We start from the raw sequence: 26,989 nt of genomic DNA, 5'->3' as shown, positions 1-26,989 counted from the left end.
CAGGAGCTCTCATGGCCTCCAGATCGCGGCTGTCTCGAATGCTGTTGTTGGGGCTGGTGCTGGTTGCGCCGATCGGCTTTGCGCAGCAAGTGCCCGGCGCCGACCAAGTGCGCACCACGACCCTGGCCAATGGCATGCAAATCATCGTCTGGCCGGACCACGACATCCCCAATGTCGCGCTCTACAACTGGGTGCACGTCGGCAGCCGCAACGAGGCGCCCGGCATCACCGGACTGGCGCATTTCTTCGAGCACATGATGTTCAACGGCACCAGCAAGCGCACGCCCGGCGAGTTCGATCAAGTGCTGGAGGCCAACGGCGCGCGCAACAACGCATTCACCAGCGACGACGTGACGGTCTATCAGGACTGGTTCCCGCGCTCGGCGCTGGAAACCGTGTTCGATCTGGAAGCGGACCGCCTGCAGAATCTCGCCTTCGATCCCAAGGTGGTCGAGAGCGAGCGCGATGTGGTCTATTCGGAGCGGCGGCTGCGAGTCGACGACAGCCATCAAGGCCGGCTGCAGGAACAAGTGCAGGCGACCGCATTCCTCGCGCATCCGTATGGCATTCCCACGATCGGCTGGCCGTCGGACATCCGGTCGTGGAGCATCGATGACCTGAAGCAATTCTTCTCGACCTATTACGCACCGAACAACTGCACGCTGGTGCTGGTCGGCGATGTCGAGCCGGAGGCCGTGTTCGCGCTGGCCCGCAAATATTTCGAGCCCATTCCCGCGCAGCCGGCGCCAAGACCGGTGAAAACAGTGGAGCCGGATCAGCTCGGCGAGCGACGCGTCACGGTCGATGCCAATGCGCAGACGCCACTGCTGCAGTTCGCTTATCACGGCATCTCCGGAATGGATCCACGCCGACCGGCGATGGACTTGCTCACCCGTGTACTGACCGATGGCGATGCGTCCCGACTGCATCGCACGCTGGTCGAGGAACAGAAGCTGGCGATCTCGGCCGACAGCTACTTCTCGTCGGGCTTCGATCCCGGCCTGGTGTGGTTCTTCCTGTCGTTGCCGGCCGAAGGCGATGCCAAACAGGCCGAGGCCGAGTTCACTCGACAGATCGAGCGCATCATCAAGAACGGCGTGACCGCGGACGAACTGGCTCGTGCTCGCAGCCAGGCGCTCGCCGATTTCTGGCGCGGCCTTGCGACGATCGACGGCAAAGCGCAGGCGCTCGGCTCGTTCGCCGTGCTGCAAGGCGGTTACAAGAAACTGTTCGATGAACCGCGCGCGTACGAGGCCGTCACTCAGCAAGACATTCAGAAGGTTGCCGCCGAGTTCCTGCGCTCGACGAACCGCACCGTGGGAGTATTGAAATCACCGCCTCAACCGGACGACGCACAGACCAAGACGGGAGGTGCACAATGAATCTGCTGCGTCGATTCGTCGTCATCGCCGCGACGGTTTGCTCGCTGACCGCGCCGGTCGCGTTCGCGGCCAGCACCGTGAAGACACCCAACTTCGAGAAGGTGAAGCTCGCCAACGGCGCCACGCTGTTGCTGATGGAACGTCACGATGTGCCCCTGATCGCGTTCACCGCGGTGGTTCGCGGCGGGGCGCTGACCGATCCGCCAGATCGACTCGGCACCGCCAGCCTGCTGGCCGGCTTGCTCGAGAAGGGTGCTGGCAATCGGGACGCAAACACGTTCGCTGAAACGGTGGCGTCGGTGGGTGGCCAGATCCAGACCGGCACCAGTACCGAAAGCATCTCGGTGGGCGGATCGTTTCTGGCGCGCGATCAGAAGCTGATGGTCGAGCTGCTCGCCGATGTCCTGCAGCGGCCGCGTCTGGCAGAAGAGCAGTTCGAGACGCTGCGCGGCCGATCCATCGAGTTCATTCGAGCCGCGAAGGACTCGGATCGCTCGACGCTCACACCGATCTACGGCGCGGCCAGCTTGTTCGGTGCGCATCCGTATGGCCGATCGGTCGGAGGCAGTGAAGCGAGCCTCGCGGCAATCAAGCATGCGGACGTGCGGCAGTACTACGCGGACAACTTCGGTGCCGATCGAGTCATCATCGCGGTGGCGGGCGACTTCAAGACGGCACAGCTGAAGTCGTTGCTGTCGCGCGCGTTCTCGAACTGGCACAAAGCCGGGCAACCGCTGCCTTCCGTGCCGAAACAAACCGAAGTCACCGCACGGCGCGTGCTGCTGGTCGATGCGCCCGATGCGGTGCAATCGTATTTCTGGTGCGGAGACGTCAGTGTCGCCAAGAACGACCCGCGACGCGCCTCGCTCGATATCGTCAACACGCTGTTCGGCGGACGCTTCACGTCGATGCTCAATACCGAGCTGCGCATTCGCAGCGGCCTGAGCTACGGCGCGAACTCGCGCTTCGACCGTATGGCCGAGGGCGGCAGCTGGGAGCTCGGTTCGTTCACGCGCACCGAGAAGACCATCGAAGCCATCGATCTCGCCTTCGCGACCCTCGACAAGCTGCACGCGGGATCCATCGACGATGGGCAGCTCGAATCCGCCAAGAGCTATGTGCTCGGGCAGTACCCGCTCGGCTTGGAAACGGCGTCGCAGTGGGCGTATCAACTTGCAACGCTCGAGTTCTACGGACTCGACCGCAGTTACATCGACGACTACGGCAACAAGCTCGCGGCCGTGACGCTCGCTGACGCCAAGCACGTGATCGACGAAGTGATTCCTACCAGTCAGCAGGTGGTGCTGGTCGTCATCGGCAAGGCCGACGCCATTCGCGACGACCTGCGCAAGTACGGCCCGCTCACCGAGGTGAAACTGTCGGATCCGGAGTTCAGAGTCCAGCCATGAGTGAATGGAAGTCCACACGGAAGTCCCGTACGGAACTGGTTCTCGTATGAGCGTTTGGCCCCATTCAGTCATCCACGCTGCGGTACTGCAGTACATCCGCAGTCACGTGAAGCAATCGAACTGGCGCTTCACGCAGCTGGAACTGGTGCACGACGCACTGGCGCGCGTGATTCAGCTGGAACCGGATGAGCTGTGCGTGGTGAGTTGTTTCATCGACGGACAGCGCTGGTATGTCATGACCACGATGCGGGTATTCGGCATCTACCGCGGCTCGCGTTTCGAGTTCTCGCCGCTGCAAGTTCGCAAGTACATCTGGGGAGACTTCAAACAGGAAGGCCAGGTGCAGATCGAAGTCGCGGAAGTGCAGCTGATCGACGGCGAGAAGATCACGCTCGCCTACGAGGCCGGCTTCGCGTCCATCGCACCGATCTTCTACGAACGTTTCTGGCACACGCGCTATCCAACACTCGAGCGTGGCTGATGCCCGTCACGCATTCATTGCTCCGCGGCGGCATCTCGGTAGTCGATTACCGATGCGACGCCGGGCCGGATGACCGGTCGTACCCGGAGCTTTTTGAGTGCCACTCGATCTCCTACGTGCGCTGGCAGCTTCGGGTGCCGCACGCGCGGCCGCAGCTATGAATTGGTGGCAGTCTCGGCCTGGATGAAATCGGCCTGACTTTGGCCATGCGATTCAAACAGCTGGTGACTGGAGATGCGGCGCGGTTTGCCTCGCCTCGTGCGCCCGACCGGCGCCGCGCAGGTCACGCCGCTGGACGATGGCACGTGCCGATTCACCTGGCTCTCCGATCTGCTGCCAAACGAGCTGGAGCCGGCCATCGCGGCCATGATCGAAGCGGGAATCGCCGCCGTAAAGCGCGCCCAGGAAGCGGCTTAGCAAAGCTCGCGATTGCATCGTCCAAGCCACTTTGCGCATAGACGTCGCCCGCGCGACTTTTCAGCTCATCGATTTATGTGAAGCTTGTCACACGCCGAACAACTCGTTGGCGATGCGGCACCGGGCGGCGCCCCAGGGGGCGGCGGAAAGTCTGCGTAAAACCGCTGAAAAAGCCGCTTCGGCACACCCGGTGACGCCAAATCCTGACAATTTTTCCGACATGGACAAACGCCGAAAGCCGAATAGACTCGCGGCATCGTTTGCAATTTCTCGCAACGAGTCTCCCGCTAAATGCAGTATCGGCGCAGCGATTTCGATGTCACCAACACCGTGCAGGTGAGCTCACCTGATGCGGTCCGTCGGGCTGTGGTCGAGTTGTATCGACAGAGCTGGCCGCACTACCCGCTCGACCGGGTGGAAACTGCGTTCCGGGACTTCGAACGGTTGTTCAACGGTCAGTTTCCCGGTTATTACGGCTGCGACACCGTTTATCACGATCTGCAGCACTCGCTCGACGGCACGCTGGCCGTCGCCCGCCTGATCGTTAGTTACGATCGCACGCACCTGGCGGATGAGCGACTCGGACCCGAGCGCGCCATCCTCGGCGTGGTCACCGCCTTGTTTCATGACGCTGGTTACATTCGTCAGACCGACGACCAGACGCATCGCAACGGCGCCGAGTTCACGCTCAGCCACGTCAGCCGCAGCGCCCAGTTCATCGGTCGTTACCTGCCCACCATCGGCATGGCCGAGTGGGTGCCGGTGGCAACCAAGATCGTGCACTTCACCGGTTATGAAGTGCAGTTCGACCAGATCCGTCTGGACGACCCGCGCGACCGCAAGCTCGGCCACCTGATCGGCACCGGCGACCTGATCGCTCAGATGTCGGATCGGTGCTATCTGGAAAAATGCCGCGACCGGCTCTATCCCGAGTTCGTGCTCGGCGGCATCGCCATGCCCAGCGACTCGAGCGGCAAAACCTCAGTGAAATACAGCTCCGGCCTGGATGTGCTGCGGCAGACGCCCGGCTTCATCGAAGACGTACGCCGCTCGCGGCTGGATGGCGAATTCGGCAGCGCCTACAGTTATCTGGAATCGCTGTTCAATGGCCGCAACCCGTACATGGAAGCCATCGAGGCCAACCTGAGCTACCTCAGCGAGGTGCTGCGCACCGGCCGCTGGCCCATGCTCCGGCGCGATCCGCCGTGCTTCACCTGGGAACGCAACCCGGTGCAGAACATCCGCTCGCTGGTCATCGGCCACCTCAAGCAGGTGTGGAAGAGCGGCTAGCGCCAGCTGCCGTTCGCATGCGCCCGCCGAGTTAACATGGCGGGATGACAGTCGATCCCCAAGACAGTGGCTGGATAAACCTCGGCGTCGCGCTCGCGATCGGATTCCTCATCGGGATCGAGCGCGAGCGTAGCAAGGGCAGCGGCCCCGGCCGCGCGGTCGCGGGGCTGCGCACCTTCACCCTCATTTCCCTCGCCGGCGCGCTCGGTCTTTGGATCGGCGGCATCCCTGCATTCATCGCCACGGGCGCCATCGTCGGCGTGCTCATCGCGGTCGGCTACCTCCGCACGCGCGATACCGATCCCGGACTCACCACCGAAATCGCAATGGTTGTGACATTGCTGCTTGGTGGTTTGGCCATACGCGAACCGCGCCTGGCCGCTGCATTGGCAGTGATCGTCGCCATCCTGCTCGCGTTCCGCAGCTACGCGCACAACTGGGTCCAGAACGTTCTCACCGATGAGGAAGTCCGCGACGGTCTGCTGCTCGCCGCTGCGGCGTTGGTAATTCTGCCGCTCACGCCTACTGAAGCGATCGATCCGTGGGGCGTCGTACAGCCACGCAAGCTGTGGATGCTTGCCGTGCTGGTCATGGCAATCAATGCGCTCGGCTACGTTGCGCTCCGTGCGCTCGGCGCCAAGACCGGTTTAGCAATCGCTGGCCTGCTGTCCGGATTCGTGTCGAGCACCGCGACCATTGGCGCCATGGGCGCGCGAACGAAGAGCCAACCGGAATTGCGCGAAGGCGCGGTCGCCGGTGCGGCCGCATCGTCGGTTGCGACAGTGATTCAGCTTGCAATCGTGGTGGGCCTGGTGAGCCCGCCCACGTTGTTGATGCTCACACCTTCACTGATCGCGTCGGGAATCGCGGCCGTGATCTACGCCGGCATCTTCGCGCTACGCAGTTTCCGTGAGACGCGCGCGACCGGTGATGCGCCCAAAGGCAGGCCGTTCGAACCCAAGACCGCCATCATCTTCGTGCTGGTGGTCGGCATCACCCTGCTGATCTCGGCCCTGCTGACCCAGTGGCTCGGCGACCGCGGCCTGTTGATCGCGGCCGGCGTCGCTGGTTTTACCGATGCCCATGCGGCCGCCATTTCGTCAGCATCGCTGGCCGCGAGCGGTCGTGCGCAGACCGAGTTCGCGGCACTGGCGGTACTGGTCGGCTTCTCGACCAACGTCGTCAGCAAGACGGTGGTCGCATTTTCGCTTGGCGATCGACGCTACGCCTACGAGCTGATGCCTGGCCTGGTTCTGATGGCAGCGGCTGCCTGGGGTGCGTGGTCGGTTCGCGCTTTCTTCGTTTAGGCACTTCATACTGCGTCCGATGAGTGAACAGTTCACACGGCTGAATGCCCGGTTTCCGCACAAGCGCGTGTTCATAACAGGCGCCAGCAGCGGGCTGGGTCTGGAACTGGCCAAACAGCTGGCCAGCGACGGCTGGACGCTCGGGCTGTTCGACCGCGATCTGGAACGACTCACCCGCGTCGAAGCGCAATTCGCCGAAGCCGGCGTGCAGCTGGTCGCCTATCCGGGCGATGTCACACAAGCAGACGAACTCACGGTCGCGGTGAACTCGTTCGCCGCCACTCACGACGGCCTGGACGTGATGATCAACAATGCCGGCGTCGCGGGCGGCGGCTCGATGATGGAAGTGTCGCTGGAAGACTGGCGCTGGATCATCGACATCAACGTGATGGGCGTCGTGCACGGCTCGCGCGCCGCCATTCCTCATCTGCAACGTAATGGCAGCGGCTTGTTGATCAATATCGCCAGCGCCGCGGCGTTCGCCTCCGCCCCGGGCATGATCTCGTACAACGCCACCAAGGCGGCGGTGGTCTCGATCAGTGAAACGCTGGTGAACGAATTGCAGCCGGTCGGCACTCAAGTGTCGGTGGTCATGCCGGCGTTCTTTCGTTCTTCGCTATTGGAAACATTGCGCGGTCCGGAACATGCGCGCGTGCTTGCCAATAGAGCGACGCAAAGATCGGAACTTTCGGTAGAGCAGGCCGCGCGTGCTTTGCTGACAGAATCTGCCGACGGCCAGACCTACATCGTGCTACCCAAATCGGCCCGCATGATGTGGCGGATGAAGCGCTGGATGCCGCTGCGTTTCCTCGATCGAGTGAGGGACTTCGCGCGGCGGCAACCCGCCGGCTGATCAGACCGGCGTATCCACCGAGAGCAGGAAGCGCGTGTAGATTTCGGGCAGGCGCGCCAGCACATGGGCCTTGCCTTCGATATTGCTGGCCTCCAGCACTCGACGCAAAGTCGACAGGCTCAGCGACTCGAGCGCCGGCTGTGAAATCGGTGCGTAGCTCAGGTGCCAGGGCTCGGGACTCACGCCGCCGCGATCGGTGCGGTACGGCTGATAGAAACCGAAGCGTCGCATATTCGCATCGAGCCACTGCGACAGCCGGCCGAATATTCCCTGCGGCGCGTATTCGCCAGGCAACAACTCGACCGTGTAACCCGGCGGTACTGCGGCGGCGTCGATGACGTCGACATCGCTGCCCCAATGATGCCGGCTGCCGCCCGGGATCGCCGACCAGCACAAAATCGCGTCGACCGCCGCCGAATCCGACAGCTGCTTGCGATCGAGCAAGGTGCCCTGACGATCGTAGATGGCCCGCTCGCCGCTCCACTTGCGATTCCAGATGCCGAGCTGCGCCTGGAAATCCCGGAAGCTGGAGCGCGGCGTGAGATCGATGCCATCGGTGCGTGCCGCGTCCCTCATCGCGAGAAAAGATGCCACTGCTTCATAGTGAAGCATGCAGCGCGGGTCGGTGAGTTCCACGACATGACTGCGCGCCTGTCCGGTGAGCTCGAGCTCGTTCATTACAATCTGCGTCCTGATCAACAAAACAATGCGGAAAATAGTTAAAAAAGCGCGGGTTTTGCCGCGCTTTTTAACATTCTAATCGTTTGGTATGTTAAAAAAACCGACAAGTAAATCAGGCGTCTCGCCACCGCGAAAAACACGAGTATCATGCCGGAACGAAGCGGTAGTGCCAGCGTGCCGAAGCCGAGGCACTTCGGCAGCACAAAGTAAGCAAGTCCGGAGTATGGGTTGAGATCGCGGGGCCTCAAAATCAGATTGCTGTCCGTCGCCATCGCGGCGGGTATGGCCATTGCCGCGACCCTGTTCCTGCTCGAATACATCGACTATCGCAAGTCGAGCGAGGTGCTGGTCAAGCACGGCGAGCGCTCGCTGCTGAACGCTGAAACCCAACGGCTGGACCTGCTGGCCAGCGACATGGCAGCGGCCGGCGCCCAGGCCCTCGAATCGGCCCTGCGCGCCCATGACAACCGCACTCTCGAAAAAATCGTCGCCTCGCTGCTGAACAACCCTTATTCGATTGCGGCGCGCGTGCTGGCGCCCGACAGCTCGGTGGTCTACGAGATCGTCCGGCAGGATCAATGGATCCAGCAGATCACCGATCAGGACAAGCGCACCATCCGTCGCGGCCTGGGTGGGGTCGAATCGCTCGGCACCCTGGAGATCGTCGTCGGTCGCCCCGGGCTCGCCGACACTGCGCATGCCTTGAGGACGCAACTGGAGCGTGTTCAACAGCGCGACTTCGAGCGCCGCATCTGGATCGTGGCCGGCGTCGGCGTGCTCATCACCGGTTTGTTGACGCTGGTCGCCTGGATGCTGGCGCAGCGCCTGGAGCGCCCCATCGTCGAGCTGATCCGCTCGGCCGAGCGCATCGGCGAGGGCGATTACACTCGTCCACACAAGGTCACCAGCAACGATGAGATCGCCGAGCTGGAAATGGCGCTGGATCGCATGCGCCAGAACCTGCGTCAGACCACCATTACCAAGAACTATCTGACCATCGTCCTCAACAGCATGAACGACGCCGTGCTGGTGACCTCGCCGGACGGCATGGTGCGCAAGATCAATGACGCGGCGGTGCGGCTGTTCGGTTACAACGAAGAAGAGATCGCCGGTCAGCCGTTCATCAACCTGATTGCCGAGAACGAGCGTGAAAACTTTTCGCTCGAAGCGGCAGGCGTCGAGACGCGCGAGACAGTGATCGCCACGCACAGCGGTCAGACGATTCCGGTGTCGCTGTCGGGCGCGCCGATCGCCGGCGACGATCCGCAGTTCCAGGGCACGATCTTCGTCGTCCGTAACATCACCGATCGCAAGCGGGCCGAGCGCCGCATTCGCTACCTCGCTCGTTACGACGCGCTCACCAAAGTGCCGAACCGCATGCAGTTCCAGCACATGCTGCAGCAGGCGATCGCACGCGCACGGCGCAACGATCGCGGCATCGTGCTGCTGTATCTGGACATGGATCGGTTCAAAGAGATCAACGACACCTTCGGTCACGCCGCCGGCGACCGCACGCTCGAAGTGCTCAGCGAGCGCCTGATTCGCATCCTGCCGCGTGAAGCCGTGGTCGGCCGTCTGGCAGGCGACGAATTCGGCTTGTTCATCGAAGGCTTCGCGGATTCTGAAGATGAGCGCACGCAGGCCGCGAACCTCGCGCGCATGGTGCTCGCCGAGGTCTGCAAAGCGTATTACGTCGATCAGCAGGAAGTGTTCCTGACCGCCAGCGTCGGTATCGCGTTCTGCCCGAAGGACGCCGAGAACGTGATCGATCTGATCCGTAACGCCGACGCGGCGATGTATCACTCCAAACAAAACGGCGGCAACAGCTTCGCGTTCTACTCGCCCGACATGAACGCGGCCGCGGTGGAACGCTTGATGCTGAAGAGCAAGCTGCGCCGCGCCCTCGAGCGTGACGAGCTGATGATGCTGTATCAGCCGAAGGTCGATCTGCGTGACGGCCGCATCGTCGGCGCCGAAGCGCTGTTGCGGTGGCGCCTGCCGGGACACGGTGACATTCCGCCGTCGCAGTTCATTCCGCTGGCGGAAGAAACCAACTTGATCCTCGGCATCGGCGAGTGGGTGCTGAACCGCGTCTGTGCCGACTATCACCGCTGGCAGGACAAGATCAAGAACCCGGGCCGCGTCTCGATCAATCTGTCGTTGAAACAGCTGCGCCAGGCGAGCTTCATCACTCGCTGCAAGTCGGTGTTCCGTCGTCACGAAGTGTCGCCGACCTGCTTCGAGCTGGAGATCACCGAGACCACGCTGATGGTCGACCCGAAGCGCACCATCAAGCTGCTCGATGAGCTGTATGCCATGGGCCTGCACCTGTCCATCGACGACTTCGGCACCGGCTACTCGTCGCTGTCGGCCTTGCAGCAGTTCCCGATCGGCACGTTGAAGATCGACCAATCGTTCGTGCGCGACGCCGCCATCAACAGCGACGACGCCACCATCGTTCGCACCATCATCGATATGGGCAAGGCCCTCGAAGTCGAAGTCGTCGCCGAAGGCGTCGAGACCGAAGAACAATTCAACTTCCTCCGCAACCGCGGCTGCCACTACGGCCAGGGCCGCCTGTTTGGCGACGCCATGAGCGCCGATGAATTCCTGTCGCTGGTGCTGACGCAGGAAAGCGGGCGAGCCAAGGTTAGCGAGCTGTTCGCGTCGTAACGTTCCACGACACCTCGCCGCGCGTGTTCCCTCGGCATTCTCTCCGCGCACATCCCTCGGATCAGCATCAGCAATTGGAAACAATTTCAGTTGCTTGATGCGATGCGCTCCGAGTACTAATGCGGCAGTTTCACGAACAAGGATGTGACGTGATCAAAGCAACGCCAAGGCACCCATTGCCCTGCCAGCAGGCTTGGGCTACAGTCCTCCCCCATAGCGCCCTTGGCAGTAAACGATTCCGCCCAAATCCTGGAATCGTCGAACCCAGGGGCTTTTCTTTTTTGGCCACCCGATGAGCAGGGTCGCCATTCTCGTCGACTTGGGATTTTTCCTGCCGCGTTATCGTACGCTGATCGAAGGCGACGCAAATCCAAGTCACACCGCGAAACAAGTCGCAACAACGCTATTCAGAACAGCCGAGCGCCATGTCGCCAGAGAGCATGGCGAACAGCTCTACCGAATATTCGTCTACGACTGCAAGCCGCTCGACAAGAAAGCCCACCATCCCATCACCGGCAAAGCGATCGATTTCTCTCGAACACCGCTATTCACGTTTCGCAACGATTTGCATCGCGAACTGGTTTGTATGCGCAAGGTTGCGCTGCGCCTCGGCGAGCTGGCGCAGGATTCGCGATGGATCATTCGTCCCGACTCTCTCAGGCGTCTGCTGCGGAAAGAAATCATTCTCGACGACCTCACTGAAGATGACCTGCGCTATCACGTCACCCAGAAGGGAGTCGACATCAAGTTCGGGATCGACATCGCGTCGCTTGCATATAAAAGGCTGGTCGAGAGAATCGTCCTCATCACCGGCGATTCCGACTTCGTCCCGGCCGCCAAGCTGGCGCGGCGCGAAGGCTTGGACGTTGTGCTGGACCCGTTGTGGAACCACATCGCACACAGCCTTCATGAGCACATCGATGGCCTGAAATGCTTCTGGGTCAAACGGGACGGCCGCGGGCACGAAATCTCCCCGCGCGTACGGTTGGGGCATAAGGCGCTGAAAAATCAGCCTCGGTTGCGTCGTGACTCGGAGAACCCTGTATCGGCAGTCCACGAGGCACGGAGCGGCTAGCTCGATCTGCTACGATTCCGCCCCGGTTTCGGCACGACTTTGACCTGTCCATGCTCTCCTTCTCCTCCCTCGCCCTCCGGCGCGGTACGCGCCTGTTGATTTCGGATGCGTCCTTTACCGTCTATCGCGGCGAGAAGGTGGGCATCGTGGGCGCCAATGGGTGTGGCAAGTCGAGCTTGCTGTCGCTGGTGCTCGGAGAGCTGCAGCCGGACGCCGGCAGTGTGGAGTATCCGTCGCAGCTGGTGGTGGCGCATGTCGCGCAGGAGCTGGAGGCGACTGACAGGCCGGCGATCGAGTTCGTGATGGACGGCGACGCAGAGCTGCGCGCAACCGAAGCAGCGATCGCTCAGGCCGAGGCCAGCAACGCTGGCGCAAAGCTAGGCGAACTGCACGCACGCTACGCCGCACTCGGCGGCTACGACGCCCGCAGCCGGGCGGGCAAGCTGATGCACGGCCTCGGCTTCTCGGCTGCCGATGAAACCCGCGCGGTGAGCGCGTTCTCCGGCGGTTGGCGGGTGCGACTGAACGTCGCACAGGCGCTGATGTGCCGATCCGATCTGCTGCTGCTCGACGAGCCCACCAACCACCTCGATCTCGACGCGGTGATCTGGCTCGAGCAGTGGCTGCGTAACTATCCCGGCACCTTGCTGATGATCGCGCACGATCGCGAGTTCCTGGATCGCACCGTCGGTCGCATCGTGCACATCGAAAACGGCGCCGCGAAGATCTACACCGGCAACTACTCCGCGTTCGAAGACCAGCGTGCCTCGCAGCTCGCGCAACAGCAATCCATGTACGAGCGGCAGCAGCGCGAGATCAAGCACATGATGAGCTTCATCGAGCGCTTCAAGGCAAAGGCGAGCAAGGCCAAGCAAGCGCAGAGCAGGGTCAAAGCGCTGGAGCGCATGGAGAAGATCGCGCCCGCGCATGTCGACTCACAGTTCGAGTTCACGTTCCTGGCGCCGCAAAAGCTGCCCAGGCCGCTGCTGGCGCTGGAGAAACAATCGGTCGGTTACGGCGAGCGCGTGGTCCTGGAAAACATCGGCATGACCATCGCGCCCGGCAGCCGCATCGCGCTGCTCGGTCGCAACGGCGCCGGCAAATCGACGCTGATGAAGTTGCTCGCCGGCGAGCTCACGGCGTTTGATGGCAAGCGCACCGAAGCGCGCGATCTGAAAATCGGTTACTTCGCCCAGCATCAGCTGGAGCAACTCTGCGTCGACGACTCCCCGCTCGGCCACCTGAAGCGCCTGGGCGGCGAAGCCGCGGCGAAAGCGACTGAACAGGAATTGCGCGGCTTCCTCGGCAGTTTCGGCTTCAGCGGCGATCGCGTCTTCGAGCCGGTGGGTCCATTTTCCGGCGGCGAGAAAGCGCGTCTGGTGCTGGCGCTGACCAGCTACTTGCGACCGAACCTGTTGTTGCTCGACGAGCCCACCAACCATCTCGACCTGGAAATGCGTCAGGCACTGGCAATGGCCTTGCAGGATTACGAAGCGGCCGTGGTGCTCGTCTCGCACGATCGTCATTTGCTGCGCGCGGTCGCTGACGAGCTGATCCTCGTCGATCAAGGACGGGCACAGGTATTCGATGGCGATCTGGACGACTACGCCAAATGGTTTCAAACGCGCGAGGAAGCCGAGACCGCGACGGAAGATACGCCCGCCGTACTCAGCGCCGATCAAAAGAAACAACGCAAGCGCGAACAGGCCGAGCGGCGCAATCGACTCAGCCCGCTCAAGGCCGACATTGCCCGTTTGGAAAAGCAGCTGGCGAAGCTGGAGCAGGAACGAACCACCGTCGAGAGCGCGCTCGCCGAGCCCGACATCTACAATCCCAGCTCCAAGCAAAAGCTGCAGGAGCTGCTGCAAAAACAGACGCAGCTCAAGCGCGATATCTCCAATGTCGAGAGCGAATGGCTCACCGCCAGCGAGAAGCTCGAGGCTGAGCTGTCTGCTGGAAACTGACACGGGCGATATCTATTCCGGGCTGTGGTACCCGGTCATCGTGTGCGTGATGACTGTTATCGTCGGTTTATTTCTTGAGCTGCGCATCGATCAGCGCGTCGGCCGCAGCCACCAGGAACTGCTGTGGACCGCTCTTGCCCAACGCCTGCGCCGAAGAGAAGGCGCCATCGACGAGCAACAACAGTTGCTCGGTGAGCTCTTCCGGACTACTCACCCCCTCGATGTTGTCGACCAGCCCGCGCAGACGGCGGCGCAGCTCCTGCATCTCTTCAGTCGCGAGCACGCGTGCCGGATGCTGAGGATCGGCGAACTCGACCGTGATATTCATAAAAGGACAGCCACGGAAATGTGAGCTGCTCACGAACCGGGCGATGCCATTGAGGTGAGCGCGCAGTCGGGCGCGCGGCTCCGGGTCGCTCTGCGCAGCTGTCCGGTCCCAGCCGGCCCAGCGATCCTTTTGCTCCTGCTCCAGCACCGCGACGATCAGCGCGTCCTTGGAGGGGAACCAGCGATAGAGACTGGTCTTCGCCACGCCGGAGCGCGCCACCACGGTGTCGACCCCGACCGCACGGGCCCCTTCCTTGTAAAACAAGTCCCGGGCCGTGTTCAGAATCCGGTCCCGGACGCTTTCCGTGGGCGCAGCCGTCCCTTCATTCCCGGCGCGCGGTTTGGCACTTGGACTCATAGGCCTCCTCACTTCAGCTTGACAGCGCTACAGACCTGTACGTAGCATGAGAACAGACAGGTCTGTAGCGTCACTTACGGTAGCCTCGGCACCCGGCCAGTGCAATCGAAGCTCTCTATGTGGCCGTCGGCCTGTCCAACCACCCTGCGGTGCCCCCGGAGACGGCAATGAACATGCTCACGACTGGCCTCGCGATCCTGGCCGCGACCACTGCAATCCCTGTCGCCACGGCGATCTCCGCGTCCTGCGGAATGCGCGTGGTCCATAGCGACACCGACTTTCCCGAGCGCGCCCAATTGCGCGGCCAAAAGGGAACGGTCCTGATCAATGTGACCCTCGACGCCGACGGACACGTCACGCGCGCCGACGTGGAACGCTCGAGCGGTCATCTGTTGCTCGACCTCGCCGCCAAGCGCAGCGTGCTCGAGAAATGGCAATTCGATGTGTCCCATTGCACCCACACGTTCCCGGCGACTCATCAGGTCGCAGTGGAATATCGCAACGAGGAGTATCAGTAAAGCATCCCTTGTCTGCCATCCCGCCCCACCGGGATGGCAGAATTTTTTCAGTCGCTTAGACGATGCCGGACGCCTGCAGCTGCTCGATCTCGGCCGCAGTCAGTCCGGCATCCGCCAACACTTCCTGGGTGTGCTGTCCGAGCAACGGCGGCGCCGACTGATAACTCAGCGGTGTTCCCGACATCTTGATCGGATTCGCCACCATCGGCACCGTGCCCGCCTGCGGATGCGGCAGATCGATTCGCATGTCACGGCTGCGCACCTGCGCGTGATCGAACACCTGCGCCAGGTTGTTGATACCGCCTACCGGAATGCCCAGCGGCTCGAACAGCGAGATCCACTCCGACACGGTCCGCTGCTTCAGCACCGCCGCCAGCAGCGGAATGAGCACGTCGCGATTGCGCACTCGATCGTCGTTGCGCAGGAAGCGTGGATCCCGATGGAACGCCTGGCCCGCAGCCTCACAGAGCTTCGCGAACTGTCCGTCGTTCCCCACGGCAACGACGAACTGGCCGTCAGACGCGTCGAACACCTGATACGGCACGATGTTCGCGTGCGCATTGCCCATCCGCTTCGGCGCCTTGCCGCCGATCAGATAATTCATGTTCATGTTGGCGATCATGGCGACCTGCGAATCGAGCAACGCCATGTCGATGTACTGACCTTGCCCAGTCAGCGACCGATGCACGATTGCGGCGAGAATCGCCACGGTCGAGTACATACCGGTGGTGATATCGGCGACTGCGACGCCGACTTTCTGCGGACCGCCGCCCGGCGCATCATCCTTCTCACCGGTGATGCTCATCAGGCCACCCATGGCCTGGATGATGAAGTCATAACCCGCGACCTGCCGCATCGGGCCGGTCTGACCGAAGCCGGTGATGGAGCAATAGATGAGGCCCGGATTGATGGCCTGCAATTGCTCGTAGCCCAGGTTGTAACGCGCCAGATCGCCAGCCTTGTAGTTCTCGATCAATACGTCGGCGCGCGCGGCCAGCCTGCGAGCAACCTCCTGGCCCTCGGGCTTGGAGATATCGAGCGTCACCGACTTCTTACCGCGATTTGCGCCTAGAAAATACGCGGATTCGCGAGTGTCGTTGCCGTCACGATCCTTTAAGTATGGAGGTCCCCAGCTACGTGTATCGTCGCCGACGCGCGGTCGTTCGATCTTGATCACTTCAGCACCCAGATCCGCGAGGATCTGCCCGCACCAGGGGCCAGCCAGTACGCGACTCATGTCGAGCACGCGAATATGTGACAGAGCGCCCGCGCGAGGCGACGAGCTATTGGAGCTGGAACTTTCGAGCGTCATACTGCTTCTTAAACTTGCATGGTCCTTGAGCGTGCCCGCGCAAACTAATCGCAGCCGGCCTTTTGAATCAAGGACATTTGGATCACCAGTAGATACCGGTGCCGCACCATGATCACGTACAGCCGCTCTGGTTTGATGGTCTCGATGGTCCTTGCCGGCGCGTTACTCAGCGGCCCTGGGCTGGCTCAAGAAACGGCGCCGACTGCAGCCATCGCCTCGAAGACCGCGCCCCCGACCAAGCCGCTGGATCTGCGCGCACCCTCGATCACGGAGCTGTACTCGCGCGAAGAGCTGAATCGCATCGTAGCCAATTCGTACATTCGTGAAGACATCGAAGAGGTGCAGGTGGAAAGCGGTCGCGTGCGGCAGCCCAATACTCCGAACGTGTGGCCCGGCATCGCCGCGCCCTTCTGGGCTGTGCTGAATCCCGCTCAATCCTGGCGTATCTTTGCCCCACTGCCGCCGGACCAAACCCGCGATTGGACGTTTGCGAACGCGCTCGACGCGTATGTGCTTGAACCCGCAGGCGTACCGTCTCCTTTCGCTCACTGACACGCACTCATCAGCCGCTTGATTCCAGACACGGGCCCGCCACGGGTCGAACCGTAACCGTGTCTATGAGACACTGCGGCTCAATTCCTGGTAAGGCGTGTCCATGACTTCATCGGCTTCGGCCGTTCGCGCCGAGCGCGAACGTGTGCTCTCGTTTCAAGGCGGCTGTAATTTTCGCGACGTCGGCGGTTATCGCACTCAGCAAGGCGCCAGCACTCGCTGGGGCAAGGTGTTTCGCACCGGCGTGCTCACGTATTTCACCGAGGACGATCACGCCCCGCTGACCAGACTCCAGGTGCGTGCGATTTGCGATCTGCGACGAGCGGAAGAACGCGAGCGAGAGCCGACGCGCTGGCCGCATACGAATGTCAATGCGCTCTCCTGGGATGACGGCATCGTGACCCCAACGATTCGCGCCCTGTCTGCGGACCGGCCAAAGACCGCGGCGGGAATGTTTGACACCATGATCGCACTGTATCGAGCGCTGCCGGAGTGGATGGGCCCGCGCATCGGCGGTATGTTCTCGGCGATCGCCAATGGCGACGTGCCGATGGTCGTTCACTGCGCCGCAGGCAAGGATCGTACGGGCATCGCCGTGGCCCTGTTGCTGCGATCGTTGGGAGTGCCGGAAGAAACAGCGATCCAGGATTATCTGCTGACCAATACGTCCGGCAACTTCGAAGAATTCATTCGCTCGCGGCACCAGGCGCAGCTTGGCGTGACCGACACGCACAGCCCGCTGTTGTCGATGCCGGAAGAGATGCGGCGCGTGTTGTTCAGCGCCGACGCGGCGTTTCTGCAGGCTGCGTTCGAGCAAATCGGCGACATCGAGGCCTATCTCGCGACGACGGCGGGTGTCACGCCGGCCATGCAGGACAAGGTTCGGGCGGCGCTGCTCGAGTGACGAGCTGACTCACGGCATCACGGGCGGCTTGTAGTCGAGCGTCAGCCCGAACGCCCACAGCAGCAGGAGCACCACTGGCACGTGCACGATGAATTGAATCATCGTGAAGCCAATGACGTCGCGAGCTCGCAGCTTCAAAATGCCCAGCAGCGGCAACATCCAGAACGGATTGATCAAGTTCGGTAACGCCTCGGCCGCGTTGTAAACCTGCACCGCCCAGCCGAGGTGCACCTTCAGCTCGTTGGCCGCCTGCATTACATACGGCGCTTCGATGATCCATTTGCCGCCGCCCGACGGCACAAAGAATCCCAGCACCGCCGAGTAAATGCCCATCACGACCGGGAATGTCTCGCGCGTCGCGGATTGCGCGAAGAAGGTCGATAAATGATGCGCGATGCTCTGGCCGTCACTGCCAACTGCGGACGTGAGAATCGCGGCGATGCCGCCGTAGAACGGGAACTGGATCAACACACCGCTCACGCCCGATACGCTCCTGGACACTGCATCGAGGAACACACGCGGTCGCCAGCACAACAACAGGCCGAGCATCACAAACAGGAAGTTGTAAGTGTTGAGGTTGGAAATCGCGAGCGCCGCGCCCTTCGTTGCAAACTCCTGAAAGAGCCAGGCCGCGCCCAATGCCGCGATCAGCACATTGAGCAAAGGACTGTGTTCGAGCCATTCGCCAGGTCGATTCGCTTGCGTCACCGGCGCTGTGTCGGGCGGCGCGTCGACGACCATGCCGAGGCGCCGCGCTGTTTGCGCATTGTCCCCGCGCGGCGCCGTCAGCCATGCAATCGATAATGTCACGACGATGAGAATTGCCGTCAGCGCGATCGATTGCCACAGGAAGATCGTCTCGGTGAACGGAATGACACCCGTCACCTGCAACAGCGCCGGCGGCATGCTGGCCGGGTTGGCTTGCAGTTGCGCCGCTGACGACGACAATCCCATCGCCCACACCGATCCCATGCCCAGGTAAGCAGCTGCTGCTGCCGCGCGCAGATCCATGTCGAGATCATCCCGGCGAGATAGAGCGCGCACCAACAGACTGCCGAGGATCATGCTCAAGCCCCAATGGAGCAGCGAGAACAGCATGCTGATGACAGACACCCAACACACCGCGCCTCGACCCGACCGAGGAACCGCGGCGAGCTTGTCGATCAATCGAGCGGCCGGAGGCGAGCTGGCCACCACGTACCCGCCGATGATGATGAAGCTCATCTGCATGGTGAAGGGAATCAGGCTCCAGAAACCGTCGCCAAACGCCTTGGCCGTCTGCGTCAGCGGCGAGCCGAGCGCGATGGCCGCGACAGCGACGACGATCACGCCCAGCACGGCGAACACGTAAGCGTCCGGAATCCAGCGTTCCGACCAGGCGCAGCAGCGCAGTGAGATTCGTTCCAACCAGCCGATTTGTTTATTCATGAGTGTGACGGCGCAGACGAGCATAAAAGGGGACAGATTTATTTTCCCGTCCAGTGGAAAATTGAATCTGTCCCCTTTTATGCGTGCAGGCTTAGCCTACCTTGATTTGCAGGGTATTGTCCGGCTGATCGAGCTTGGCGACCAACAGTCCCCGCTCGATGCGCGCGGCACCCTTGCGATAGGGATTGGCATCGTGAGTCAGCGGCAAAACATGTCCATTGACGCTCACCGCGCTCACGCCGTGACCGGCACCGTCGATCTCGTAGATCAGGGTCACTGGCTTACCGAACAGCGAGAACCGTACCCGCAAGCCGTTCAGCGTTGCGGGAATCACCGGATCCAATGTGACATCGCGCGCTTCGATGCCAAGCCCGAGGAAGCGCCGAATGATCAACCCCAACCCAATACCGGCACCACTCGAGTACACACGCCAGCCACCGTCGAGCGGCACGGTGCCTTGGGCCACACGATCGTACTCGGCGCTGGCCTGATAGCGATCTTCGAACGCCGCATCCGAGCTGGAGTAATAGCAGTTCGCCTGCCGCAACGTCGCACTTGGCACGAGACTTTGAATGCCGATTGGATTGGCCTGACACAGCGCGCGGAAGAAACGATCGGTCTCACCCACTCTCGCAAGCGCCTGCGCGTAGCGAAGATGCGCGTGCATATACATCAAGCCAATCTCGCGACCGAAGAACGTCGCGCTCTCGGCTCGCTGAAAGAAGCGCTGCGGACCACCGTGATAATTCATCGGACGATCGAACAATCGCACGCCATCCGGCCCGCTGAGTTGCAGATCGATCAGACGCAGATGCTGTTGTAGCTGCTCGGCATCGAACAGATCCTCCAGGATGGCATGAATCATCGCCAGTGAGCTGTACTTCACCCCGGTGATGCCATCGCGCGGATGGAGCAGGTAGCTCACCTTGCCCTCTTCCTCGAAGAGCGCATAGCCGGTGAGCACGCCATCCACCAGCAGCACCTGCTGAAAATCGCGCTTGACGTTTGCGGCCCACGCTTCGAAGCGCACTGCTTCGTGCTCTCGGCCGATGCTCCGCAAAGCGTGTGCGAGAGTCGTCAACACTTGATGATGAAGCGTGACCGTCCAGGCACTGCACATGCGCTCACGCATTGCCGGATCTGCCGGCTGTAGCGCGTCATTCCAATCGCCGTGGCCATAGGCCGCCAGCGCAGTCCCCGAGACGATCCTGCGCTCGATGACTTTCAACGCGCGCTCCACATGTTTCCACAGCGGAACCGACGGCTTCGTGTGGCCCGAGGAGAAGAACGGCACGGGCTCGTCGAGAATCGAGCTGTCACCGGAGGCAATCAAGTACTGCGCCAGCGCGAGCACCGGCCAGAACACGATATCGCCGTGCGAATCGCCGGCCCGAATATCACGCTCACGCTCGAAGAACATGAACCACTGCGGCCAGTCGCCGTCGGACGTCTGGGCCTTCATGACGCGGATCAACAGGTCGCGAATGGCCGTGAAGTTACCCAAGGCCAGCAGCATCTCGACCGGCCCTTGCGTCACATCGCGCGTGCCCCAGCCACCGCCCGAGTATTGTTCGAGGCCGCGCGGCGCCAGGTAATGCACGAGTGCGTTGTGCTTGAACCAGGGCAGAATCTCGACGAGACGCGCGACCTGCGCGGCGAGTGGACTGCCAGCCGGCGCGTCGAGGCCGAGCAACTCGACCAGTTGCTCGCCATTTGACTTGGGCTCATCGCTACTTTCGGTAACCAGGTTGCCGCGAACGGTCAACCCGAAAGACTTGCTCGCCGAAATGATCGAGCACACGAACGGCTGCTGACGCGAACGCTCATCCTGAAACAGCAGCTCATCGCCACCAACGCGCTCCAACTGCGTGCCTTCATGCGGAGCGATCGTGAAGTTTCCCTGCGGGAATCGCTGAGCAAGTTCACTGCCTTCCGCGGGCTGAATGACAATGACGCCGTTCTCCTGACGCCAGTTCGCCGCGCCCGACACACTGCCATCATCACCATTGAGCGCCACATGACTGGCAACAAACCAGCGCACCGGCGCACCCGACAGCACTTCGACGCGCAACGTCAGCTCATGCTCGGCATGTGCTTCGCTACGAACCTCGATCAATCCGCCCGCATGTTTGTAGAGCCAGCGACAAGCCTCGGGCTGAATCTCGAACGCCGAAGGCAGATCGAGCAGGCGCCACTTACCCTCCGATTCGACAAACACGCGCAGACCGTGAGACCGAAACAAACCCAGATAGCTGTGCACCGTCGACAACAGGCGATTGAAGCTCACGTGCCCTTGCGTGAGCATCGAGTGAAACACGCCGTCCATCCACACCGTCGACGTGAGCGCGAGCTCATCGGGCGTAGCATGCCACCCGGAGCGCAACACATGTCCGTGCGGGCGCAATACGCGCCTCTCCTTGGCTTTCAACACGACGTGCCGGTCCGCGTCGTAGAAGAACGAAAGCACAGAGCCCTGCTCGTCCACCTCCTCGTGTCGGCGCTGCGAGCCGAACAGCGTGTTCAACTCATCGCGCTGCAGGTCGATTGCATCGAGCAAAGGCGACTGACTGAACAGCGTAACGTTGTTCGAATCATCACCGCCTGCAGCAGCGAGCTCTGACAACGCGGCCTCGGGCAGATCGAGCGCGTGATCGACCGCATCGAGATCCCCCAGCGCCGTAGCTGCCGGATGATCCGCGCTGAAGCTGCCAAAGAATCCGGTGCTGACGCGCTCGCCCGGCTTGATCTCCAGCGGCTCGTCCTGAATTGCGACCATCGAATGCTCATGCTGTAGCCGCCGCCCAGGCAGTCCCTGCACGATGCCGACAGGTAGCTCGCCGCCGCGAGTTGCGAGTCCATGCACTTGCATAGCGTCAGTGGCAAAGCTCTGAGCCCGGCGCAAGGAGCCAATGACACACCAGGGATTGCGCCCGCCCGCGGCCAGGTTCTGACGAGATGCAATCACATGGCCGTTCTTCGGATGCTTCAACGGCGTGTGATCGACGTATTGGCTGACGTAGAACTCGTTCAACCGCACCGTGCCGTACGGCGACAGCGCGATGTCCTGCACGTAGATGACATCGATCTGTTGAGTCGAATCTGCAGAATTTTCCAGGCTCACATGCCAGAACCACACCGGCGCCGTCGCCGCGAGCCGCAGCTGTACCGTGTAGCGAATACCGAACCATTCGCCACTGCCCGTCCAGCCCTCGCCGCAGCGACTGAATCGAGTCGGGCTGCGCGGCCCGAGCAGTTCGATGTACTGCAACGCGTCGGCGTTCAGCCGGCGCAGGTACAAATTGGCCACACCGCCTTCCAACTCGTTGCCAATGAACAGGTTGATTATGGTGTCGCCGTGATTCATACGCCGCACGGCGCCGTTCGCCAGCAGCTCGGCCGACAATCCGGCGGGACTTTCAAGGCGGGCGGGTGATAGCGGCATCTGCGACTTTCCTGGTGCGTGCAAACAGCAGTGAAATGTAGTGCTCGCAGTGTAGTGCATGCGCTTCCGGGCGCGGAACCGCAGCGGTACTGACGAGTTGCCTTGATAGCCCGCCGCTAGGAGACCGCCATGAAAATTCGCGATGCCATGACTCGAGACGTTTGCATGGTCCGTCCGGACCAGACCATTCGCGATGCCGCTCACATGATGGCCGAGCTCGACATCGGCGCGCTGCCGGTGCAGGAAAACGACCGGCTGGTGGGCATTATCACGGATCGCGACATCGCCGTGCGCGCGATCGCCGAGGGCAAGAGCCCTGACACCCAGATTCGAGAAGTGATGACCGCAGAGATCAAGTATTGCTATGAGGATCAGGACGTCGAAGACGTCACACGCAATATGGGCGACCTGCGCCTGCGCCGCTTGCCCGTGATGAATCGTGACAAGCGTCTGGTCGGCATTCTGGCGTTGGGCGATCTGGCTCGCGAAGGCAGCACTCAGGATGACGCGAGCGAAGCGCTCTGTGGCATTTCACGCCCTGGCGGGCAGCATTCGCAGACGGCCCAGCGTCACTAGTCGATGGTCATTCTGTCGCTCACCCTCCGCCGCTCGGAGGGTGAGCACATCTTTATTCGGCGACTGCGCCCGGCTGCACTTCGACCATGCGCTTGGATTGAGTGATCATCCAGGCGATGCCGATGCCGCCCGTGAGATAGTTCTGCTGCCGCACCAGCGGGCTATCTTCAAACACAGCATTGCGAAGATTGTCGTAGCGCATATACGCACCCACCCAGTAACCCGGGAAGCGCTTCGAGATGGCGGCGATGAAATGCATGCCGGAGTAACCACCGCGAGCCTCGTAGGCGGGACGTTCGGCGGTCGCGTAGCGCGGCGCGACTGAATAGAAATATTCGTGATACTTGGGAGCGCCGAACAGCGGACCGGCGCCGACGCCGAAGTTCCATCCCTCGTGGCCGCCGACATTCTCGATGTCCAGATTCAGGCGCGGCGAAAAACTCCAGCCCAGTGCCTTCGGCGAGCTTTCCAATGTGATCGGCACACGCAGCGGCATTACCAGATCCAGCTTCATGCCGCTATCGTCCGAACGCCACAGGTGCACGTCCAGCGACGGGCCGAGCTCGAGCGTCGGCCGGAGATTCGGCATCCCCTCGCGCGCATCGTTGTCTTCGCTGCTCACCGGAATGGTGGCGCCCATGCTGAAGCTCAATTCCAGATAGCGCTTATCGAACAGCTCGCCGCGCAGTCCTTCGCGATCGGCCTTCAGGAACTGGCCGCGATACACGAAATACGGCAGCGGCAACGGATAGACATTGACTTCATCGGAGCCGCGATAGTCCGGAAACACCATCGCTCCGACACCCATCCCAAATTCCCACAGCGGCTTCTCCTCGGCCTGCGCTGCAATGGGCACCACGCTGACGACCAGCGCCGCCAGCCAGGGCGTCGCCACTTTCCGGATCGGACTCATCTACAACAGTTCCTCGACTTTGGACTTCAGGTCCTCAGGCTTGGTGGTCGGAGCGAAGCGCTCGACCACCTGTCCGTTGCGGTCGATCAGGAACTTGGTGAAGTTCCATTTGATAGCTTCGCTGCCGAGCAGGCCCTTGGCGTTACTCTTCAGCCAGCGATACAGCGGATGGGCTGTAGCGCCATTCACGTCGATTTTCTCGAACATGGGGAAGCTGACGCCATAGTTCTTTTGGCAGAAGGCCCCGATCTGCTCGGCGCTGCCCGGCTCCTGGGCGCCGAACTGATTGCAGGGAAATCCCAGCACGGTCAGGCCACGATCCCGATACTGTTCGTAAAGCGCCTCCAGTCCTTCGTATTGCGGCGTGAAGCCGCACTTACTGGCGGTATTCACCACCAGCAGCACCTGGCCGGCGTAATCGCGCAACTGGACCGGCTTGCCATCGAGACTGTTGGCCGTGAACTCATAAACGGTGCTCATGACCATCCTCCTAACGTTGGATCACCGTAAAGCCGGTTGCGAAGTAAGGCGTCTCGGCAAAACAGTTGGTGGGCACGCCGCGATGCTCCGTGTATTGCAGCCGCATGTCCTGGCCGACATTCCTGGTCAGCTCCTCGGCCAGCTTCGGATCGCGAGTGCTGAAATGCCAGATCTGCGGCGCCACGCCGCCGACGATATACAACGCCAGTTCGCCTTCGAAGGTCTTGCAGAGCCAGCCCTTGCGCGAGAATTTTTGCAGGACGCCGGCGCGCTCGCCTTCGGAGTAAGCCCAGTTCAGGGTGAACCAGGTCCACGCGCTGCCCAGTACGATGACCAGCACCAGGCCCCAGATCACCAGAAGCTTCAGCCAGCGGCGCGGACGGCGGGAAGAGAAGTCGTCGGCCATGTAGCGTTGCTCCTTATCTGATCGGCAGTGGCACGTTGCAAACGTCGATGTGACCGGCCGGGACTTTGTACCACTCATCCTGCCGATTACGCCGCGACTCCACCAGATCGGCGAACGTTTGCGTATCCGTCCTGAGCACCTCCAAGCGGGCGCGCTGCGCTTCGGGCACGTCCGCTGCGAGGCGGATCTGCGTGATCGGCGTGCGCTCTTCGGGCTTCTGATAAAAGCCCATCACGCCTTTGCCGCGGGGCATGGTCGAGAGGATATCCATGCCCTGCAGCACGCGACCGACCAGGGTGATGTTTCGATCGAGCTGTCGCGGCGCATTTCCTGTGACCACATACAACTCGGCGCCGCTGCCGCTGTCTACGTCGTTGTCGCGACCTGCGCCGACCATGCCGTAACAATGAACCATCCAGGCAGAGCCATTCGCGGCATCGCGAGCCGCAGGAAAGCCATTCACAAACCCTGTTTGGGCTGCGTAGGTATCGCGATCCGGCAATGCAGTGAACTGCAGCCCGGAGGCCGACCGGGTGAACTCGGGTGCCAGGGCTTTGTGCGCGTCACCCATAGGCTTCTTTGCATCCGACTCGCCCCACTGCACCACATAGTTTTCCTGCGAGCGCGTGATCGCCAGACCATCGAAATACCTGGCGCGCGCCAGTGCCCGCAGATTGGCGGCGTGCCTGGGAGCGAACTCGGGTTGCAGCTCGATGATCACCCGCCCGCCCGGCAGATCCATATACAAAGTGTTGTTGGGATCGAGCGGCCGCCAGTCGGAGGGTTTGGATGCGGCCAGCACGTCGGCCATGGTGCGGCCGGCAGCCTGCGACGGCAGCGTCGCAATCAATAAAGGTAAGGCGACGAGAGCCACGGCGCGGGCGGATTTGATCACAGCCAGTTCCTTGATAGGTGGCCGCGACTATGCATCCGCGCCGTGCCCAAATCAAACCGCCGCCGAACCTCGCTCCGAGGCCATTGCCGACGGCGCATCCGTGGCGCGGCCGCGTTTCATTCCAAAAACGAAGCGGGTGAAACCGAAACGTCGCACGATGAGCTGGTAGAGCAGAACGCAGCTTACCAACGTTGCCAGCAGCACCCCCCAATACTTGGTCCATGGGCTCCAGGACGTCTGCACCACGTAATAGCCGATGGCGACGATGAGGGTCTGGTGCAGGATATAGATGGGATAGCTCGCATCGCGCGCCCAGCGCAGCAGCGGGTTGCAGAAGGACAGATGGCGATAGCCGTAGCCCAGGAAGGCCATCAGCCATAGCCAGGTGAACACGTTGCCCACGAATGCATCGGCTGGCGTACTGCGATGAATGACCCCCTGAGCGAACAGCCACATAGCGACGAGATACACACTCACGCCGCCGATGGCGAACTGATGTCGGCGCATAGCGAACCACTGCCAGACTCCCGGCATCGAGGCGAGCAAATAGCCGTAAACCGTCAACAACAAGTAATGGTTGAAGATGTACCAGTCCCGCACGAGGTTGTGCGTTTCCGGAAACAGCGGCTTGAGCACTGCTTCGTTGATGGCCAGGGGCAACGCCAGTGTGTACATCCATGCGCCCGCCTGTAGCTTCCTGGCGCTCCGGCGCCACCAGATCATCAACGGCAGAAGCAGCGGCACGTACACGTACAGGTAAGCGATGAACCACAGGTGATGCCAGCTGAAATCGCCTTCTGGATACGGGCGCAACTGCAAGGTCCGCTCCCATAGGAATTGCAGGAAGCCGCCCTGCCAGCGATCCTGAAACAACCGCTCGTAAAACACCTGCGGCGGGACGATCACGAACATGCCGATGACCAGGGGCAGCAGCAGCCGCACGGTTCTCTCCCGGAACAGCTGAGCACCGGTGCGCCGCTGAAGCGCAAACCACATGCCGGCGCCGGCGATGACGAACAACAGCGGCATGCGCAGGCGATGCGAGATGTCCATCGGGGCCACGAGCGCATCGATGCGCTGTTCGTTCATGACGTGCCAGCCCCAGCCGACGAAGATCATGCCCGTGTGATAGAACAGCAGTACGAGGATGGCGATGACCCGCAGCCAATCCAGGAAATCATAACGCTCGCTACCCGCGGCCGTGCTGGGCAAGGAGCTTGGTTGTTGGTTAAGGGCAGCCTGTTCCATGAGACCTCTCCAGCGCGGGGCGATGGCGAGATCCTGATGAGCATGACCCGCCGCCACAGCAACTGCGTGGCAAGCGGTATTGCTCGAGGGGCGAGCGG

At 61.8% G+C, this 26,989-nt stretch carries 25 protein-coding genes; 14 read left to right on the top strand and 11 right to left on the bottom strand.

Annotation, left to right across the window (positions count from 1 at the left end; genetic code table 11):
- Window positions 1-11 precede the first annotated feature (11 nt).
- The 7 genes from D0550_RS08945 to D0550_RS08915 all read left to right on the top strand — a co-directional run bounded on the left by D0550_RS08945 (window position 12) and on the right by D0550_RS08915 (window position 7,139).
- The gene (locus tag D0550_RS08945; RefSeq protein ID WP_116808777.1) at window positions 12-1,382 is read left to right on the top strand and encodes a M16 family metallopeptidase; all 1,371 of its coding nucleotides are present in this window, start codon (window positions 12-14) and stop codon (window positions 1,380-1,382) included.
- Window positions 1,379-2,791: a M16 family metallopeptidase gene (locus D0550_RS08940; protein ID WP_116808776.1), complete on the top strand. Its 1,413-nt coding sequence runs from the start codon at window positions 1,379-1,381 to the stop codon at window positions 2,789-2,791. Before D0550_RS08945 ends, D0550_RS08940 begins: the two co-directional genes overlap by 4 nt.
- Window positions 2,792-2,837: 46 nt before the next feature.
- Window positions 2,838-3,272, top strand: coding sequence for a hypothetical protein (locus D0550_RS08935; RefSeq protein ID WP_116808775.1), 435 nt, complete (start codon window positions 2,838-2,840; stop codon window positions 3,270-3,272).
- Window positions 3,273-3,506: 234 nt separating this feature from the next.
- Window positions 3,507-3,689, top strand: a complete 183-nt coding sequence (locus D0550_RS08930) for an SRPBCC family protein (RefSeq protein WP_116808774.1) — start codon at window positions 3,507-3,509, stop codon at window positions 3,687-3,689.
- 291 nt (window positions 3,690-3,980) lie between these two features.
- The gene (locus D0550_RS08925; protein ID WP_116808773.1) at window positions 3,981-4,979 is read left to right on the top strand and encodes a hypothetical protein; all 999 of its coding nucleotides are present in this window, start codon (window positions 3,981-3,983) and stop codon (window positions 4,977-4,979) included.
- Window positions 4,980-5,023: 44 nt separating this feature from the next.
- Window positions 5,024-6,286: an MgtC/SapB family protein gene (locus tag D0550_RS08920; RefSeq protein ID WP_116808772.1), complete on the top strand. Its 1,263-nt coding sequence runs from the start codon at window positions 5,024-5,026 to the stop codon at window positions 6,284-6,286.
- A 19-nt stretch (window positions 6,287-6,305) separates the two neighbouring features.
- The gene (locus D0550_RS08915) at window positions 6,306-7,139 is read left to right on the top strand and encodes an SDR family NAD(P)-dependent oxidoreductase (RefSeq protein WP_116808771.1); all 834 of its coding nucleotides are present in this window, start codon (window positions 6,306-6,308) and stop codon (window positions 7,137-7,139) included.
- Here the strand turns inward: D0550_RS08915 and D0550_RS08910 are convergent, their stop codons facing one another.
- Window positions 7,140-7,817 (bottom strand): M15 family metallopeptidase, encoded by a 678-nt coding sequence (locus D0550_RS08910; RefSeq protein WP_116808770.1) that lies wholly within the window; start codon window positions 7,815-7,817, stop codon window positions 7,140-7,142.
- 41 nt (window positions 7,818-7,858) lie between these two features.
- Window positions 7,859-8,110, bottom strand: coding sequence for a hypothetical protein (locus D0550_RS08905; protein WP_116808769.1), 252 nt, complete (start codon window positions 8,108-8,110; stop codon window positions 7,859-7,861).
- On the opposite strand from D0550_RS08905, the gene D0550_RS08900 reads away from it, so the two are divergent.
- The 3 genes from D0550_RS08900 (at window position 8,103) to D0550_RS08890 (ending at window position 13,532) form a co-directional block, all read left to right on the top strand.
- Complete coding sequence (locus D0550_RS08900; protein WP_116808768.1) at window positions 8,103-10,493, top strand: putative bifunctional diguanylate cyclase/phosphodiesterase; 2,391 nt, start codon at window positions 8,103-8,105, stop codon at window positions 10,491-10,493. The two genes, D0550_RS08905 and D0550_RS08900, sit on opposite strands and share 8 nt — an antisense overlap.
- A gap of 319 nt (window positions 10,494-10,812) precedes the next feature.
- The gene (locus D0550_RS08895) at window positions 10,813-11,568 is read left to right on the top strand and encodes an NYN domain-containing protein (protein ID WP_206606167.1); all 756 of its coding nucleotides are present in this window, start codon (window positions 10,813-10,815) and stop codon (window positions 11,566-11,568) included.
- Window positions 11,569-11,618: 50 nt separating this feature from the next.
- The gene (locus D0550_RS08890) at window positions 11,619-13,532 is read left to right on the top strand and encodes an ATP-binding cassette domain-containing protein (protein WP_116808766.1); all 1,914 of its coding nucleotides are present in this window, start codon (window positions 11,619-11,621) and stop codon (window positions 13,530-13,532) included.
- Window positions 13,533-13,599: 67 nt separating this feature from the next.
- Here D0550_RS08890 and D0550_RS08885 read toward each other — a convergent pair whose 3' ends face one another.
- A complete protein-coding gene (locus D0550_RS08885) occupies window positions 13,600-14,217 on the bottom strand; it encodes a TetR/AcrR family transcriptional regulator (protein ID WP_116808765.1) in 618 nt (205 codons plus the stop codon).
- Between the two features lie 167 nt (window positions 14,218-14,384).
- Here D0550_RS08885 and D0550_RS08880 point away from each other — a divergent pair, with 167 nt between their 5' ends.
- A complete protein-coding gene (locus D0550_RS08880; protein ID WP_153067097.1) occupies window positions 14,385-14,735 on the top strand; it encodes an energy transducer TonB in 351 nt (116 codons plus the stop codon).
- A gap of 55 nt (window positions 14,736-14,790) precedes the next feature.
- Here D0550_RS08880 and D0550_RS08875 read toward each other — a convergent pair whose 3' ends face one another.
- Entirely contained in the window at window positions 14,791-16,047 is a 1,257-nt protein-coding gene (locus D0550_RS08875) for a CaiB/BaiF CoA transferase family protein (protein WP_116808763.1), read from the bottom strand.
- A gap of 108 nt (window positions 16,048-16,155) precedes the next feature.
- Here D0550_RS08875 and D0550_RS08870 point away from each other — a divergent pair, with 108 nt between their 5' ends.
- Window positions 16,156-16,599, top strand: a complete 444-nt coding sequence (locus D0550_RS08870) for a hypothetical protein (protein WP_116808762.1) — start codon at window positions 16,156-16,158, stop codon at window positions 16,597-16,599.
- 103 nt (window positions 16,600-16,702) lie between these two features.
- Window positions 16,703-17,503: a tyrosine-protein phosphatase gene (locus D0550_RS08865; RefSeq protein WP_116808761.1), complete on the top strand. Its 801-nt coding sequence runs from the start codon at window positions 16,703-16,705 to the stop codon at window positions 17,501-17,503.
- Window positions 17,504-17,512: 9 nt separating this feature from the next.
- Here the strand turns inward: D0550_RS08865 and D0550_RS08860 are convergent, their stop codons facing one another.
- Together D0550_RS08860 and D0550_RS08855 are read right to left on the bottom strand one after the other, a co-directional pair.
- On the bottom strand, window positions 17,513-18,931 hold the full coding sequence (locus tag D0550_RS08860) for a short-chain fatty acid transporter (protein ID WP_116808860.1): 1,419 nt from the start codon (window positions 18,929-18,931) through the stop codon (window positions 17,513-17,515).
- A gap of 91 nt (window positions 18,932-19,022) precedes the next feature.
- Complete coding sequence (locus D0550_RS08855; protein WP_161965721.1) at window positions 19,023-22,373, bottom strand: GH36-type glycosyl hydrolase domain-containing protein; 3,351 nt, start codon at window positions 22,371-22,373, stop codon at window positions 19,023-19,025.
- A 129-nt stretch (window positions 22,374-22,502) separates the two neighbouring features.
- Here D0550_RS08855 and D0550_RS08850 point away from each other — a divergent pair, with 129 nt between their 5' ends.
- A complete protein-coding gene (locus D0550_RS08850; protein WP_116808759.1) occupies window positions 22,503-22,949 on the top strand; it encodes a CBS domain-containing protein in 447 nt (148 codons plus the stop codon).
- 52 nt (window positions 22,950-23,001) lie between these two features.
- On the opposite strand, the gene D0550_RS08845 is transcribed toward D0550_RS08850, so the two are convergent.
- The 5 genes from D0550_RS08845 to D0550_RS08825 are packed head-to-tail and all read right to left on the bottom strand — an operon-like array spanning window position 23,002 to window position 26,891.
- Window positions 23,002-23,862 carry a MipA/OmpV family protein gene (locus D0550_RS08845; RefSeq protein WP_116808758.1) on the bottom strand — a complete coding sequence of 287 codons (861 nt, stop codon included), beginning with the start codon at window positions 23,860-23,862 and terminating at the stop codon, window positions 23,002-23,004.
- The gene (locus tag D0550_RS08840; protein ID WP_161965720.1) at window positions 23,863-24,342 is read right to left on the bottom strand and encodes a glutathione peroxidase; all 480 of its coding nucleotides are present in this window, start codon (window positions 24,340-24,342) and stop codon (window positions 23,863-23,865) included. It lies immediately after the preceding gene.
- Window positions 24,343-24,352: 10 nt separating this feature from the next.
- Window positions 24,353-24,748 carry a hypothetical protein gene (locus D0550_RS08835; protein WP_206606166.1) on the bottom strand — a complete coding sequence of 132 codons (396 nt, stop codon included), beginning with the start codon at window positions 24,746-24,748 and terminating at the stop codon, window positions 24,353-24,355.
- A 13-nt stretch (window positions 24,749-24,761) separates the two neighbouring features.
- Window positions 24,762-25,643, bottom strand: a complete 882-nt coding sequence (locus D0550_RS08830) for a peptidylprolyl isomerase (protein ID WP_241520766.1) — start codon at window positions 25,641-25,643, stop codon at window positions 24,762-24,764.
- A 51-nt stretch (window positions 25,644-25,694) separates the two neighbouring features.
- Window positions 25,695-26,891, bottom strand: coding sequence for an acyltransferase family protein (locus tag D0550_RS08825; protein ID WP_116808756.1), 1,197 nt, complete (start codon window positions 26,889-26,891; stop codon window positions 25,695-25,697).
- Between the last annotated feature and the right edge of the window lie 98 nt (window positions 26,892-26,989).

The sequence above is a fragment of the Steroidobacter cummioxidans genome, assembly GCF_003104955.1.
The sequence above is the reverse complement of the archived record's forward strand: the minus strand, read 5'-3'. Positions and strand labels throughout refer to the sequence as shown.

Bases quoted from the DNA above. Each gene is read 5' to 3' on its own strand.
- D0550_RS08945 (WP_116808777.1), top strand. From the start codon at position 12: ATGGCCTCCAGATCGCGGCTGTCTCGAATGCTGTTGTTGGGGCTGGTG.
- D0550_RS08940 (WP_116808776.1), top strand. From the start codon at position 1,379: ATGAATCTGCTGCGTCGATTCGTCGTCATCGCCGCGACGGTTTGCTCG.
- D0550_RS08935 (WP_116808775.1), top strand. From the start codon at position 2,838: ATGAGCGTTTGGCCCCATTCAGTCATCCACGCTGCGGTACTGCAGTAC.
- D0550_RS08930 (WP_116808774.1), top strand. From the start codon at position 3,507: ATGCGGCGCGGTTTGCCTCGCCTCGTGCGCCCGACCGGCGCCGCGCAG.
- D0550_RS08925 (WP_116808773.1), top strand. From the start codon at position 3,981: ATGCAGTATCGGCGCAGCGATTTCGATGTCACCAACACCGTGCAGGTG.
- D0550_RS08920 (WP_116808772.1), top strand. From the start codon at position 5,024: ATGACAGTCGATCCCCAAGACAGTGGCTGGATAAACCTCGGCGTCGCG.
- D0550_RS08915 (WP_116808771.1), top strand. From the start codon at position 6,306: ATGAGTGAACAGTTCACACGGCTGAATGCCCGGTTTCCGCACAAGCGC.
- D0550_RS08910 (WP_116808770.1), bottom strand. From the start codon at position 7,817: ATGAACGAGCTCGAGCTCACCGGACAGGCGCGCAGTCATGTCGTGGAA.
- D0550_RS08900 (WP_116808768.1), top strand. From the start codon at position 8,103: ATGGCCATTGCCGCGACCCTGTTCCTGCTCGAATACATCGACTATCGC.
- D0550_RS08905 (WP_116808769.1), bottom strand. From the start codon at position 8,110: ATGGCCATACCCGCCGCGATGGCGACGGACAGCAATCTGATTTTGAGG.
- D0550_RS08890 (WP_116808766.1), top strand. From the start codon at position 11,619: ATGCTCTCCTTCTCCTCCCTCGCCCTCCGGCGCGGTACGCGCCTGTTG.
- D0550_RS08885 (WP_116808765.1), bottom strand. From the start codon at position 14,217: ATGAGTCCAAGTGCCAAACCGCGCGCCGGGAATGAAGGGACGGCTGCG.
- D0550_RS08880 (WP_153067097.1), top strand. From the start codon at position 14,385: ATGAACATGCTCACGACTGGCCTCGCGATCCTGGCCGCGACCACTGCA.
- D0550_RS08875 (WP_116808763.1), bottom strand. From the start codon at position 16,047: ATGACGCTCGAAAGTTCCAGCTCCAATAGCTCGTCGCCTCGCGCGGGC.
- D0550_RS08870 (WP_116808762.1), top strand. From the start codon at position 16,156: ATGATCACGTACAGCCGCTCTGGTTTGATGGTCTCGATGGTCCTTGCC.
- D0550_RS08865 (WP_116808761.1), top strand. From the start codon at position 16,703: ATGACTTCATCGGCTTCGGCCGTTCGCGCCGAGCGCGAACGTGTGCTC.
- D0550_RS08860 (WP_116808860.1), bottom strand. From the start codon at position 18,931: ATGAATAAACAAATCGGCTGGTTGGAACGAATCTCACTGCGCTGCTGC.
- D0550_RS08855 (WP_161965721.1), bottom strand. From the start codon at position 22,373: ATGCCGCTATCACCCGCCCGCCTTGAAAGTCCCGCCGGATTGTCGGCC.
- D0550_RS08850 (WP_116808759.1), top strand. From the start codon at position 22,503: ATGAAAATTCGCGATGCCATGACTCGAGACGTTTGCATGGTCCGTCCG.
- D0550_RS08845 (WP_116808758.1), bottom strand. From the start codon at position 23,862: ATGAGTCCGATCCGGAAAGTGGCGACGCCCTGGCTGGCGGCGCTGGTC.
- D0550_RS08840 (WP_161965720.1), bottom strand. From the start codon at position 24,342: ATGAGCACCGTTTATGAGTTCACGGCCAACAGTCTCGATGGCAAGCCG.
- D0550_RS08835 (WP_206606166.1), bottom strand. From the start codon at position 24,748: ATGGCCGACGACTTCTCTTCCCGCCGTCCGCGCCGCTGGCTGAAGCTT.
- D0550_RS08825 (WP_116808756.1), bottom strand. From the start codon at position 26,891: ATGGAACAGGCTGCCCTTAACCAACAACCAAGCTCCTTGCCCAGCACG.